General features: G+C 69.4%; 11 protein-coding genes. 6 read left to right on the top strand and 5 right to left on the bottom strand.

Going from position 1 to position 13,038, the window contains the following annotated elements; translation table 11 throughout:
* Window positions 1–89 precede the first annotated feature (89 nt).
* A complete protein-coding gene (locus O7616_RS04995; RefSeq protein WP_282305792.1) occupies window positions 90–1,595 on the top strand; it encodes a glycosyltransferase 87 family protein in 1,506 nt (501 codons plus the stop codon).
* A 125-nt stretch (window positions 1,596–1,720) separates the two neighbouring features.
* Here the strand turns inward: O7616_RS04995 and O7616_RS04990 are convergent, their stop codons facing one another.
* On the bottom strand, window positions 1,721–4,027 hold the full coding sequence (locus O7616_RS04990) for a hypothetical protein (protein ID WP_282305791.1): 2,307 nt from the start codon (window positions 4,025–4,027) through the stop codon (window positions 1,721–1,723).
* Complete coding sequence (locus O7616_RS04985) at window positions 4,024–4,815, bottom strand: deoxyribonuclease IV (protein ID WP_282263568.1); 792 nt, start codon at window positions 4,813–4,815, stop codon at window positions 4,024–4,026. The genes O7616_RS04990 and O7616_RS04985 overlap by 4 nt, the downstream gene beginning before the upstream one ends.
* Before the next feature lie 635 nt (window positions 4,816–5,450).
* On the opposite strand from O7616_RS04985, the gene rpsF reads away from it, so the two are divergent.
* From rpsF to rplI, 4 genes are all read left to right on the top strand, one after another.
* Window positions 5,451–5,741 carry a 30S ribosomal protein S6 gene (gene rpsF, locus O7616_RS04980; protein ID WP_007073791.1) on the top strand — a complete coding sequence of 97 codons (291 nt, stop codon included), beginning with the start codon at window positions 5,451–5,453 and terminating at the stop codon, window positions 5,739–5,741.
* A 78-nt stretch (window positions 5,742–5,819) separates the two neighbouring features.
* A complete protein-coding gene (locus O7616_RS04975) occupies window positions 5,820–6,353 on the top strand; it encodes a single-stranded DNA-binding protein (protein WP_278136685.1) in 534 nt (177 codons plus the stop codon).
* 41 nt (window positions 6,354–6,394) lie between these two features.
* Window positions 6,395–6,634, top strand: a complete 240-nt coding sequence (gene rpsR, locus O7616_RS04970) for a 30S ribosomal protein S18 (RefSeq protein WP_013289355.1) — start codon at window positions 6,395–6,397, stop codon at window positions 6,632–6,634.
* 14 nt (window positions 6,635–6,648) lie between these two features.
* Window positions 6,649–7,095 (top strand): 50S ribosomal protein L9, encoded by a 447-nt coding sequence (gene rplI / locus O7616_RS04965; protein ID WP_030331806.1) that lies wholly within the window; start codon window positions 6,649–6,651, stop codon window positions 7,093–7,095.
* A 123-nt stretch (window positions 7,096–7,218) separates the two neighbouring features.
* Here rplI and O7616_RS04960 read toward each other — a convergent pair whose 3' ends face one another.
* Window positions 7,219–8,745, bottom strand: coding sequence for a hypothetical protein (locus O7616_RS04960; protein WP_282305790.1), 1,527 nt, complete (start codon window positions 8,743–8,745; stop codon window positions 7,219–7,221).
* A 383-nt stretch (window positions 8,746–9,128) separates the two neighbouring features.
* On the opposite strand from O7616_RS04960, the gene O7616_RS04955 reads away from it, so the two are divergent.
* Complete coding sequence (locus O7616_RS04955) at window positions 9,129–11,825, top strand: replicative DNA helicase (protein ID WP_282307536.1); 2,697 nt, start codon at window positions 9,129–9,131, stop codon at window positions 11,823–11,825.
* Window positions 11,826–11,840: 15 nt separating this feature from the next.
* Here the strand turns inward: O7616_RS04955 and O7616_RS04950 are convergent, their stop codons facing one another.
* A complete protein-coding gene (locus O7616_RS04950) occupies window positions 11,841–12,518 on the bottom strand; it encodes a maleylpyruvate isomerase N-terminal domain-containing protein (protein ID WP_282305789.1) in 678 nt (225 codons plus the stop codon).
* Window positions 12,519–12,654: 136 nt separating this feature from the next.
* A complete protein-coding gene (locus O7616_RS04945; protein WP_282263575.1) occupies window positions 12,655–13,029 on the bottom strand; it encodes a zf-TFIIB domain-containing protein in 375 nt (124 codons plus the stop codon).
* Window positions 13,030–13,038 lie beyond the last annotated feature (9 nt).

The following is a 13,038-nucleotide window of genomic DNA, read 5'->3' as shown; positions in this document are numbered from 1 at the left end:
GACACGTCCCGCCGGCGGCGGTGTTCGTACCCGGGATCTCCGCGTCGGGACGGGACGGGCACCCCTTCCGTACGGCAGGATGCCTCTTCATGAGCACCCAGTCGACGCCCGGCATCGACGACGCCGGTACCACCGACCACCCGTCGCGCTCCGACGGATTCGTCCGCGGCTTGTCCAGCGCGATCGGCGGACCGCTGGGCGACCACGCGACAGCGCTGGACCGCCCGGCGGGCCGGGAACATCGTTTCTGGACCGCCGTCCGGATCGTGCTGGCGCTGGTATGTCTCACGCTCGCGCTGCACTGGGTGCAGAAGTCGCCCTGTCAGGACGGCGCCTGGCAGAACAACGTCCAGTACACGCGCTTCTGCTACACCGACGTCCTCGCCCTCTACTACGCCGAAGGGCTCAACGAGGGCAAGGTGCCCTACCGCGACCACCCCGTCGAGTACCCGGTGCTGACCGGCTACTTCATGGGGGCGCTGGGCCTTCCGGTGCACGCCATCGGCGACGGCGACCCGAGCATCAACCAGGGCCAGTGGTTCTACAACCTCAACGCACTGGTGCTGGGCGCGCTCGCGGTGGCCACCGTGGCGGTGATCCTGGCCCTGCGCCGCCGACGACCCTGGGACGCGGCGTTGTTCGCGCTCGCCCCGGCTCTGGTGCTCACCGCCACCGTCAACTGGGATCTGCTCGCCATCGGGTTGGCCGCCTTCGGCCTGCTGGCCTGGGCGCGGAAACGACCGGCCGTGGCCGGTGTGCTGCTCGGGCTCGCCGGCGCGGCGAAACTCTGGCCGCTGTTCCTGCTCGGGCCGATCCTCGTCCTGGCGTTGCGCGCCGACCGGCTCCGCGCCGCGCTCGTCGCCACCGGTACGGCGATCGCGGCCGTGGTGCTGGTGAACCTGCCGGCCGCACGCGCCTACCCGGAGAACTGGGACCGGTTCTTCGAACTCAACACCACCCGGCCCATCGACTGGGGCACGCTCTGGTACATCGGGCGTTACCTGGACGGCAAGGTCGGCAACGACCCCGGGCAGCTCGGCCCGTTCGAGTGGCTGAACGCCAACATCCCCACCCTCAACACCATCTCGTACGCGTTGTTCGGGCTGGCCTGCCTCGGTGTGGCAGTGCTGGCGCTGCGCGCGCCGCGCCGACCGCGGCTGGCGCAGCTCGCCTTCCTGGTGGTCGCGGCGTTCCTCATCTTCAGCAAGGTGTGGTCCCAGCAGTTCGTGCTTTGGCTGCTGCCGCTGGTGGTGCTGGCCCGTCCGAAGTGGGGTGCCTTCCTGGCCTGGCAGATCGCCGAGGTCTGCTACTTCGTCGCCTTCTACGGAGAACTGCTCGGGGCGGCCACCAGTCGCCCGGTCTTCCCGGAGGGGGTGTTCGTGCTGGCCTCGACGTTGCGGCTGACCACTGTCGTGGTGCTCTGCGTGCTCGTCGTCCAGGAGATCCTGCACCCCGAACGGGACGCGGTGCGGGCGACCTACCCGGACGACCCGGACGGCGGCGTGCTCGACGGCGCGCCAGACGCCCCCTGGCTGGACCGCTGGCGCCTACCCTCGAAAAGCGAACCCTCACGAGAGCCAGCAACCACAACCTGATCCCCCAGGTCGATCGTGGTCCGGACCACGTCAGGGTTTCCGGGGGAGCCCGCCCGGCGCAGGGATCAAGCCTGACCGCCCGGAGCCGGGTGGGCTCCCCCGGAAACCCCGCCCTAGAGAGAGCCTCAGAGCCGATACACGACAGCGTCACCGACGTCCTGCCGGCTGATGCCGAGCGATTCCACCGGCGTGTCGATGGTGATCTCCCACGGTGTGCCCGGCACCTGGCCACGCAGCAGCACCACAGTGCGGACGCCGAGCGTGCGCAGGTAGTCGACGCTGGTCTGGTCGGGGAACGACTGGCTCACCCGACGAACGTCGTCGAGCTGACGCGGAGTGAAGCCGCTACCGCCGTTGACCACGTCGGGGAAGCCGCTCGTCGACCAGAGCATCACGTGCTGGTCCAGACTCTGGTTACTGGGCAGCACCAGCAGCGGCCCCTGCGCCGAACGCATCGCGGCCGGTTGGGTCGGCACCACCGGGTGCGGCGTGGTGTTCAGGCCCTCGACTGTCACCAGCAGCAACGGCAGCAGGGTGGCCATCCGCAGCCACGGCCCCGGCCACGACGGGATCCGCTGTGCGGTCAACTCGCGGACCCGGTCGGTGAGGGCGGTGACCGCGCCGGCCGCGAGCAGGCCGAGCAACAACGTGGTCCACAACATCAACCGACCCGGGGTACGCAACGCGCTCCAGCCCGGCAGGTGCTCGAACAGCGGCACGTAGGTGAGGGTGCCGTCGAAGAAACGGGTGCCCATCGCGAAGGCCATGGTCACCAGCACCCCGGCGAGCAGCAGCAGCCGGTGCCGCAGCCGCCAGACCGAGAAGAACAGCCCACCCAGGGCGAGCGCGTAGAGCACGAAGCCCGGCAGCAGGGTCATCTCCGGGTGCCACGGCAGGGCGGCGCGAGCGCCCTCGTGCAGACCACCCCAGATCCGCGACTCGGCCGGCGCCGTCACGAACCCGGACGCCGGTGGCGAGAAGATGCCGATGTCGGCGATGGTCCGCTCGGCGTACGGGTGCAGCTCGGTCACCTGGTAGAACGGGTAGGCCATCAGCAGGCCCACCCCGGCGAAGAACAACCCGCCGAGCACGTCGGCGAGGAACAACCGACGACCGAACGGCACGGCCTGGCGAGTGCGTAGCCGCCGCACGTAGAAGAGGACGACCGCGACCAGTACCGCGCCGCCCAGGAAGTACGCGAACGGCAGCCCGATGCCGAAGCCGAGGCTGAGCTGCCAGGCCGCCAACATCCACCCGGCGTAGACCCAGCCGTCGTGTCGGCGCTCCGGCCGGTAGCCGTGCCGCAGGGACCAGCCGTGCCCGCGCGCCAACATCGCCAGCGCCAGCGGCATCCCGCCGTTGGAGATGACGTGCAGGTGCCCGGCCTGAGCCAGCAGCCACGGCGCGTAGGTGTAGCTGACCCCGGCGACGGCGGCACCGATCCGGCCGGCCCCGAGCTGACGGGCCAGCGCGTACGCCCCGAGCGTGGCGAGCGCGTGCGCCAGCACGAACATGATGTTGTAGCGCAGCAACGCGTCCTCGGGGCCGCTGCCGAACATCCCGGCCGGGGCGTACCCGAGCAGGGTGTCGGAGAACGCGAAGCTCCACAGTTCGGGGAAGAACGTGTTGGACTGCCACAGACGCGCCGGGTCGGCCAGCAGGATGTGCCCGGACCAGGCCATCTGCCAGGCCTGCAGGCTCGGGTCCCAGTAGTCCTGCGGGAGCGTGTAGCGGGGATAGCGCAGGGTCGGCCAGGTCATCAGAACGGCCAGCGCCAACGAGCAGAGAGCGGCCAGGGTCCATTCGTGGATCAGGAAGCGGCCGACAGCTCGGCCTGCCCGGGTGGCGATGGACGGCCTCGGCTCCGGCGCGGAGGCGAACGCCTCCCAACGGTCCGCCACGACCGGCGTGGCCACACCGTCGGTCTTCACCGGCTCGCCGGTCCTGCCCTTACCCGCCCTACGCCACCATCTCGCTCGCGGCTGCGACGCCTTGGCCTCGGCCGCGTCGTCCTTCGCCGGGCTGTCCGTGCTGCCCTTGCCGTCTTCGACCGGGGTGCTGGGTTCGGCGTCCCCGCTTCCCTTGCCGTTCTTGGCCGGGGTGCTGGGTTCGGCGTCCCCGCTTGCCTTGCCGTTCTTGGCCGGGGTGCTGGGTTCGGCGTCCCCGCTTCCCCTGCTGTCCTTGGCCGGGACGTCGGCCTTGCTGTCCTTGGCCGGAACGCCGTTCTTGCCGTTCGTGCTCTCCTTGCCGTCCCTGGTCGGGGCGGCCGGCGTGCGGTCGGTCTGCGCGGGGCTCGCGGCGGAGTCGGCGTCGGAGGAGCGAGCCGGCTGGGCTGGGGTGCCCGACTCGGATGCGGTAGCGGGTCGGGTCTCGGCGTCCGAGTCGGTGAAGGTGGGCCGGGCGTTCCCGGGCCCGGGCTGTCCGGTCGTCATGCTGCCGGGCTCGCCGTCCCGAGCTGCTGACGGAGGAAGTCGATGTCGGCCGCCTGGCCCTCGACACCGCCGGGTGTCTCGACCACCGCCGGTGCCCCGGCCGCCCGGATCACCGCCACGACCAGCTCCGGATCGATCGTGCCGCCGCCCAGGTTGTCGTGCCGGTCCTGGCCGGAGTTGAACGCGCCCTTGGAGTTGTTGGCGTGCACCAGGTCGATCCTTCCGGTGATCGCCTTGACCCGGTCGACGAGGCCGAGCAGCTCCTCACCGCCCGCGTACGCGTGGCAGGTGTCCAGGCAGAAGCCGACCTCGTAGTCACCGACGGCGTCCCAGAGGCGGGCGAGCGCGTCCAGTCGCCGGGCACACGCGTTGTCGCCGCCGGCGGTGTTCTCGATCAGAACCGGCACGCCGAAGCCGCCGGATTCGGCCGCGTACGCGAATGTCTTGCGCCAGTTGTCGAAGCCGACGGCCAGGTCGTCCCCGGCGTTGACGTGCCCACCGTGGACGATCAGGCCCTTGGCGCCGATGGAGGTGGCCGCCTTGGCATGCCCGAGCAGCAGCTTTCGGCTGGGGATCCGGATCCGGTTGTTGAGGGTGGCGACGTTGATGACGTACGGCGCGTGCACGTAGAGGTCGACCTCGGCCGCGCGTAGCCGATCGGCGTCTTCCCGGGGCTTGGGTGCCTTCCATCCCTGGGGGTCGGCGAGGAAGAACTGCACGGTGTCGGCGGACCGGGCGGCTGCCTCCGCCAGCGGGTCGGTCGAATCGACGTGGGCTCCGATACGCATGCGAGCGAGCCTACGTCGCGACCCTGACCGGCTGGTGACGGCCGGGGCGGTGTCGCGGGCGATCGCGTCACCGGGCGGACCGACGATCGTTGATGGATTCGAACCGGCGATCAGTGTCCGGGCCTCCGGCGGCGTGAGATCGCCCCGGCTGGTGACCGGAGGATCGGTGGTCGGCAGCGAGGTCACCTCCGCCGCGCGGCCCGGCGTGGCGGAGGAGACCTCCCGCATACCGGACGGGTACCGACAAGAATCTCGGCAATTTGGGCTTTCCCCCCTACAAGGTACGGATGCCGTTGTATCGTCAGGTAACAACACGATAAAGCTCCGCGGGGCGTCTTCGGTCCAACCTCATCGGTGTGGTCGTTCCTCCCCAGGTCCCACCCAAGGAATGCGGACCAGACGCCTCGCGGCCTCGTAGACGGGGGTCCACCACCGACCGGTTGACGGTCGGAAGGTGGGCCCCCGTCGACACGGCAGAGCTAGTGCCCACCACTCCGGGCATGATCGTCCGGACCGGCTATCCTGGTCAGGTTGTCCGCGTCCGGTCGGGTTCCCCCGGCGCGTGCGGGCAGCGACGCACGACCTCCTGCCACGGAAGGACCGTGGCCGCATAGCCCACAGGAGGTGAGCACGTCTTGCGTCATTACGAGATCATGGTGATCCTCGATCCCAGCCTCGAGGAACGCACCGTCGCCCCGTCGCTCGACACGTACCTGAACGTGATTCGGACCGCGGGTGGCTCGGTTGAGAAGACGGACGTGTGGGGCCGCCGGCGCCTCGCGTACGAGATCAACAAAAAGGCCGAGGGCATCTACGCCGTCGTCGACCTGCAGGCCACGCCTGCTGCCGTGGCCGAGCTGGACCGTCAGCTCCGGCTCAACGAGTCCGTGCTGCGCACCAAGGTCATCCGGCCGGAGATGCGCTAAGCATTCAACCCGGTTCGCCCGGATCAGCCTCCGCGACTCTGTCGTACGGCTCTGCGAGCCTGTACGACGAGACGCTGAGTGCGCGAGGAGATGGTCATGGCAGGAGACACCACCATCACGGTCATCGGCAATCTGACCGATGACCCCGAGTTGCGGTTCACCCCCTCCGGGGCTGCGGTCGCCAAGTTCCGAGTCGCTTCGACGCCCCGTTTCATGGACAAGGCGACGAACGAATGGAAGGACGGCGAGCCGCTGTTCCTCGCATGCACCGTGTGGCGGCAGGCCGCCGAGCACGTCGCCGAGTCGCTGCAGCGTGGCGCCCGGGTGATCGTGTCGGGCCGGCTGCGTCAGCGGTCGTACGAGACCCGCGAGGGTGAGAAGCGCACCGTCATCGAGCTTGAGGTCGACGAGATCGGCCCATCGCTGCGCTACGCCACGGCGAAGGTGCAGAAGATGTCCCGCTCCGGCGGCGGTGGCGGCGGCTTCGGCGGCGGTGGCGGTGGCAACCAGGGTGGCGGCGGAGGCAACTTCGACGACCCCTGGGCTTCGGCTGCTCCCTCTCCCGCGCGTGCTGGATCGGGCGGCAACTTCGACGAGGAGCCTCCGTTCTAATGGCGCCGAGCGCCCGCGATCGCAAACCAGGAGCACGTGCAATGGCCAAGGCTGCGGCACTTCGCAAGCCGAAGAAGAAGGTGAACCCGCTCGACAAGGACGGGATCACCTACATCGATTACAAGGACACCGCGCTGCTGCGCAAGTTCATCTCCGACCGCGGCAAGATCCGCGCTCGGCGGGTGACCGGCGTGACCTCGCAGCAGCAGCGGCAGATCGCCCGTGCGGTCAAGAACGCCCGTGAGATGGCGCTCCTGCCGTACACGGCCACCACCCGCTGAGAGGAGGCACCGATATGAAGATCATCCTGACTCAGGAAGTGTCCGGCCTCGGTGCCCCGGGCGACATCGTCGAGGTCAAGAACGGCTACGGCCGTAACTACCTGCTGCCGCAGGGCTTCGCGATCGCCTGGACCAAGGGCGCGGAAAAGCAGGTCACGGTCATCAAGCGGGCCCGTTCGGCCCGTGAGATCCGCGACCTCGACCACGCCAACGAGGTCAAGGCTCAGCTCGAGGGTCTCAAGGTCAACCTGAAGGTCCGCGCCGGCGACGGCGGACGGCTCTTCGGCTCGGTCACCCCGGCCGAGATCGTGGACGCCGTCAAGGCGGCCAGCGGCCCGGTCCTCGACCGGCGTCGGCTGGAGGTGCCCGGTCACATCAAGTCGACCGGCACCTACCCGGTGAAGATCAAGCTGCACCCTGAGGTGACCGCGTCGTTCAACCTGAACGTCGTTCAGGGCTGACGTCCGCAACACCACCACGAGGGCCCGCACCGAGCGATCGGTGCGGGCCCTCGTGCGTACCGTCGTCAACCGACCCTGTCAGGGAGCGGGCAGCCGAGCCGTGCCGCGCCACCCGCTGGACCGTCACCCGATCGGCTGGCCGGTCACCGCGCTGATCAGCACCGTGGACAGGCCGCCGCCCACCACCGCGGCGGCGACGGCGATGGTCGCCGAGCGCCACGTCGTGCCCACCCGACGCAGCAGAGCCGCCACCACCAGACTGCTCACCAACGCCAAACCGAAGCGCGGCGACCCGGCAAGGAGCGACTCCAACGCACGCGACCGGGCCGAGTCGCAGCCGCCCCCGCTGATATCGGTCACACAACCGGCCGGTGCCTGACCGTCCAACGTCAACAGCCACACGAAGATCAGCATCGCGGGCACCAGGTAACAGGCCGCCGTGTACAGCAACGGCCGGACCGAACCGCCCGGATCCGGGTCCAGCAGGTCGTCCTCGAGGCGTCGAGAGAACGCACCGGAGGCCGCCGACTCGACCCGCCGACGCACCGACGCCGCCCCGACCGGAGGGCGATCCGCCCGACGTCGTGGCGCCCCACCGCTCGGCACCGGCGCACTGCGTGGTCGCGGAGCCGTGTAGCCCACCACCGGTGACCGGGGTGCCGACGTCGTCGGATCCATCCACCGCGGATCGTCATCGGCCAGCCGGGTACCGGGCCAGAACCCCTCGTCCCGTGCCGGCCAACCCTCAGCGGCCACGGACCGGTCGGAACGCGGCGCCAGCGTCTGGTCCCACTGGTCGTCCTCGATCGCGGACCGCTCCCACTGACCGGTGCGGTCGGACCGCTCCCAGCCACCGACGCTCTCCACCGCCGACCACTGCTCACTCAGATCCGTACCGGACGCCGACGGCCACGCGTGCACGCCCGAGGCGTCCCACGGATCCACCGCAGGCGGATAGGACGGCTCGGGCTCAGCCGGCCGGTCCACCCCGCGAGCCCACGGGTCGGCCGCCGGACGGGTCCAGGACTCCTCGGCCGCACGGCGGCTCCGCCGGGTGGGGCGCTTCACCTCCGGCTCGGGTGCCGGCTCGCTCGGGGTGGACTCCACATCCCCGCCCGACCAGATCACCTGGGGACGGCCAGTGGACGCCCGACGAGGGCGGCGTTCCCGGGCCGCACCGGAGATCGGCTCGTCCTCCTCGGCGTCGGCGCGACGACGGCCCGCGTACCCCTGCTCCTGCGGGCGGTCGAGGGTCCACTCCCGAGTGTGGTCCGAGTCGGGCGCGGCACCGATCGCCGGCTGCTCGCGCCAACCCGTCTCGGTGCCGCGCCGCCGCCGGCTGTTCGACGCCTCGGCCGACCGTCGGCCCGCACCGGACGTGGGTGTCTCGCGGTCGTCCTCGTCCGGTGCCGCGTGGCGTCCGCCGCCGTCCGCGTGCCGGACACCCGACTCAAGGGCCCACCGGGGCAGGTATGCGTCGACGGGCTCGTCCTGGCCACGGTCCAACGCGCGCCGCCGACTGGACGTGCGGTAGCGCCCTTCCTCGTCGTACGGGTCAACCGGAAGGGACGCCGCGCGCTCACTCCACGAGGCGGTCGGCGGGCGCTCGCGCGGGCTGCCATCCCCGCGTCCCCAGTCCCGGTAACTCACGGCCGGAGTGTGACCCTTCTGAACCCAAAACGGAATCCGCTGTCCAGGTGTAGCCGTTCGCTGGAGATAGTACGGGACGATCGTGTCACAGAGCCGACCGAAATATCTTCCTCCACAGGCTGGGGAGCATGTTTCCGCAGGTCAGAAAGCTATGACGAAGAATTCCCCAACACTTATCCACAGGCTGTGCACACGCCGCGCACATGCTGTCCACCGACATCCACAGGTTGTCCCGAGGCTCGTCCACCGGCGTTGTTGAGTCTCTGACCTCGGGGTCCGTATGGTTGGCCCTCGACCGCCGGCCCGATGGCCCCCGATCGGCCGGCCCGGTCGGACGAGAAGCGTCATACCCCAGCGGTAGAGCTGGGATCGGGTTCGGCGCAGTGGAGGGGGGACCCGTGTCGGTTACCGACGACATGCGGGCAGAGTCACGCTCCGGCGGAGGTCAACCACCAGCCCAGCGGGACGGCCAGTTCGACAAGACCCCGCCGCAGGACGTGGCAGCCGAGCAGTGCGTTCTCGGCGGCATGCTGCTCTCCAAGGACGCCATCGCCGACGTCGTCGAGATCCTCAAGACCAACGACTTCTACCGGCCGGTCCACGCCACCATCTTCGACACCATCCTGGACATCTACGGTCGGGGTGAGCCCGCCGACCCGATCACCGTGGCCGCCGCCCTGACCGACTCCGGTGACCTGGCCCGCATCGGCGGCGCGCCGTACCTGCACACGCTCATCGCCAGCGTGCCGACCGCCGCGAACGCCGCCTACTACGCGCGGATCGTCAGCGAACGGGCGGTGCTGCGCCGGCTGGTCGAGGCCGGCACCAAGATCGTGCAGCTGGGCTACGGCACCGCGAGCGGCGGCAGCCGCGACGTGGACGACATCGTGGACCTCGCCCAGCAGGCGGTCTACGACGTCACCGAACGCCGGGTCAGCGAGGACTTCGCGGTCCTGGCCGACATGTTGCAGCCGACGCTGGACGAGATCGAGGCGGTGGGTGCGCAGGGCGGTGTGATGACCGGTGTGCCGACCGGTTTCAGCGACCTGGACCGACTGCTCAACGGCCTGCACGCCGGGCAGCTTGTTATCGTCGCTGGTAGACCTGGTTTGGGCAAATCTACAGCAAGCATGGATTTCGCTCGAAACGCTGCGATTCGGGCAAACCAGGCGGCGGCCATCTTCTCGCTGGAGATGAGCAAGGTCGAGATCGTCATGCGACTCCTCTCGGCCGAGGCGCGGGTGCCGCTGCACGTGCTGCGCAGCGGGCAGCTCTCCGACGACGACTGGACGAAGCTGGCCCGTTGCATGGGCGAGATCAGCGAGGCGCCGCTCTTCGTGGACGACACGCCGAGCATGAACCTCATGGAGATCCGGGCGAAGGCGCGGCGGCTCAAGCAGCGGCACGACCTCAAGATGATCGTGGTCGACTATCTCCAGCTGATGACCTCACCGAAGCGCACCGAGAGTCGTCAGCAGGAGGTCGCGGACCTCTCCCGTGGCCTCAAGCTGCTGGCCAAGGAGGTCGAGTGCCCGGTCATCGCGGTCAGTCAGCTGAACCGTGGCCCGGAGCAGCGCACCGACAAGCGACCCCAACTGTCCGATTTGCGGGAATCCGGCTGCCTTACGGCGGAGAGCCGAGTGATTCGGGCCGATGACAACACCGAGATCACACTAGGTGAATTGTTGTCCAACAACACCAAGGACATTCCCGTCTGGGCGTTGGACGAGAGCCTTCGCTACACACCCCGCACCATGACCCATGTCTTCCCCAGCGGCACTCGCGAAGTGTTTCGGCTGACCCTTGCGTCGGGCAAGCAGATCGACGCCACGGCGAACCACCCCTTCCTGGCCTTCACGGGGTGGGTGCCACTCGGTGAACTGTCGCCGGGAGATCGCATCGCCACGCCACGTCACCTACCGCCGCCGATGATGACCCGCCCGTGGGCCGACGCGGAGGTGGTGATGTTGGCGCACCTGTTGGGCGACGGATCCTTCGTGCGACGTCAGCCCATCCGGTACGCGAGCTGTGACGAGCTGAACCTTCAGGCCGTGTCCGACGCGGCGAAGCATTTTGGGATTTCGGCCGTCCGTGACGATTATGCGGCTGCTCGGGTGACGACCCTGCGGCTGCCAGCGCCCTATCGCCTGGCTCGCGGTCGGCGCAACCCGATCGCCGCCTGGCTGGACGACCTCGGCCTCTTCGGTTTGAGATCGCACGAGAAGTTTCTCCCTCCGGCCGTCTTCAGCCTGCCCAAGGAGCAGATCACCTCCTTCCTGCGGCACCTGTGGGCCACCGATGGTTCGGTGACCGTCAACAGCTCAGGCCGCGGCGGGCGCGTCTACTTCTCGTCCACGAGCCGGCGAATGCTCGAAGACATCTCCCGACTCCTTCTGAGGTACGGCATCACGGCCCGACTGAAGGTGGTGCCAGTTTCGGGGCACCGTCCTCAGTACACGCTCGACATCTCCGGCCGGGACGACCAGTTGAGGTTCCTGCGCGAAGTCGGCGTGTACGGGCAGCGGTCGGACGGCTGCGCCGCTCTACTTGCCGCGTTGGAAACGACGGAGAGCAACACCAATGTCGACACAGTGCCGCGCGAGGTATGGACCAGGGTCAAGGAGATTCTGGTCGAGCAGGGCATGACTCACCGTGAGTTTGCGAAGGCCATTGGCACCCAGTTCTGTGGAAGTACTCTCTGGAAGCGTGCGCCCAGTCGCTCCCGACTGGCGGCGATCGCCACCGTCCTTGACGCGGCTGACCTGGACCTGCACGCGACCAACGACATCTTCTGGGACTCGGTCGTGTCTATCGAGTCGATCGGCGAGCAGGAAGTGTTCGACGCGACCGTCCTCGGTAAGCACAACTTCATCGCCAACGGCATCGCCACGCACAACTCGATCGAGCAAGATGCTGACGTTGTCATCCTTCTGCACCGCGACGACTACTACGACAAGGAGTCGCCGCGGGCCGGGGAGGCGGATTTCATCGTCGCCAAGCATCGGAATGGCCCCACCGACACGGTGACCGTCGCCGCCCAGCTGCACCTGTCGCGTTTCGTGGACATGGCCATCGGCTGAGAGACACACCCCAGGTCAGCCGAGCAGTGGGAACCAGCCCGCCGACTCGCCCAACTCCAGCCGGTCCCCGTCGGTGAGCGGCACGCGCCCGGTGGCCTTCAGGAGGAAATCGTGGTCGCTCCAGGCGGTGGGGCATACGGTGTCGTCGCTGAGCAGGCCGTCCATGGTGGTCACCGCGACGCGTGTCGCCAGTGGACCCGGGGGCGGCGCGCCGGGCAGGTCCACGATCAGGTCCAGGTGGTGGACGACAGCCTCGGTCGTCAGGGTGGCGAGGAAATCCGGTACGCGCAGCACGTGCCCCTGCGTGGTCACGTACCCCTCGGGGTCGGTCGACGCGGCGGCGCGGACCGCAGCCGGTGCGGTTTCTCGCCAGAGCCGGACGATTCCGGTCGGGCTGTCGAAGGCGCCGGCCGAGCGTCGGACCCACCAGGCGTGCCGGGTGGCTTCGTCGCCACCGCCGGGGAAGTCACGCCAGTAGCTCACGTCGTCGACGTCGGCGGGGCCCTCCGCGGGGCTGGCCAGTGCGACGAGCGCGCGTTGGGCGTCGCCGAGCACGTGTAGGAGCAGGTCCGCGACGAGCCAGCCGTGGCAGCGGGTGGATCGTTGCAGGCCGGCGTCGTCCAGGCCGTCGACCGCCGCGCTGATCCCGGTGTACGCCTGGGCCAGTGCCTCGTCGGCTCGGATCACGGTCATGCGAACCAGCCTGGCACGACGGATTCCGCCCACCAATCATCGACGGGGTGGCCGGGGACGCGGCGTGAGGAGCGCACCACGGCGTTGTGCCCGGGTCGACGCGTGGATCGACCCGGGCGCGCTGTCGGCGGTGGGATCAGCCGAACATCTCGTCGAGGAAGCCCTTGCGCTTCTTCTGCCGGTAGTGGCCGTGGTAGCCGTGGTGCTGCTGCTGGTGGCCGTACGCCGGCGCCGGCGGGTAGCCGTGTGCGGGCGGGGGCGGCGGCGGGACGGCACCGTAGCCGGGCTGGTGGGGGGCCGGGGGCGGCGGGGGCGGGTAGCCGGCCGGCTGCTGGGCGGGTGCGCCACCGCTCTGTTGGCGGCTCCAGTTGGCCTCCGCCTCGAAGAGCTTCTCCAGCTCGCCGCGGTCCAGGAAGATGCCTCGGCACTCCCCGCACTGGTCGATGACGACTCCGCTGCGCTCGTACTGGCGCATTTCTCCACGACACTTGGGACAGGTGAGACTACTCATCGCCCGACG

Origin of the sequence: Micromonospora sp. WMMD964 (genome assembly GCF_029581455.1) — a bacterium.
Lineage (GTDB): Bacteria > Actinomycetota > Actinomycetes > Mycobacteriales > Micromonosporaceae > Micromonospora.
This window is presented reverse-complemented; position numbering and strand designations above follow the sequence as displayed.

Excerpts from the sequence above, each read along its gene's own strand:
- O7616_RS04945 (WP_282263575.1), bottom strand. The coding sequence starts at position 13,029 with ATGAGTAGTCTCACCTGTCCCAAGTGTCGTGGAGAAATGCGCCAGTAC.
- rplI (WP_030331806.1), top strand. The coding sequence starts at position 6,649 with ATGAAGATCATCCTGACTCAGGAAGTGTCCGGCCTCGGTGCCCCGGGC.
- O7616_RS04950 (WP_282305789.1), bottom strand. The coding sequence starts at position 12,518 with ATGACCGTGATCCGAGCCGACGAGGCACTGGCCCAGGCGTACACCGGG.
- O7616_RS04990 (WP_282305791.1), bottom strand. The coding sequence starts at position 4,027 with ATGACGACCGGACAGCCCGGGCCCGGGAACGCCCGGCCCACCTTCACC.
- O7616_RS04985 (WP_282263568.1), bottom strand. The coding sequence starts at position 4,815 with ATGCGTATCGGAGCCCACGTCGATTCGACCGACCCGCTGGCGGAGGCA.
- rpsR (WP_013289355.1), top strand. The coding sequence starts at position 6,395 with ATGGCCAAGGCTGCGGCACTTCGCAAGCCGAAGAAGAAGGTGAACCCG.
- O7616_RS04995 (WP_282305792.1), top strand. The coding sequence starts at position 90 with ATGAGCACCCAGTCGACGCCCGGCATCGACGACGCCGGTACCACCGAC.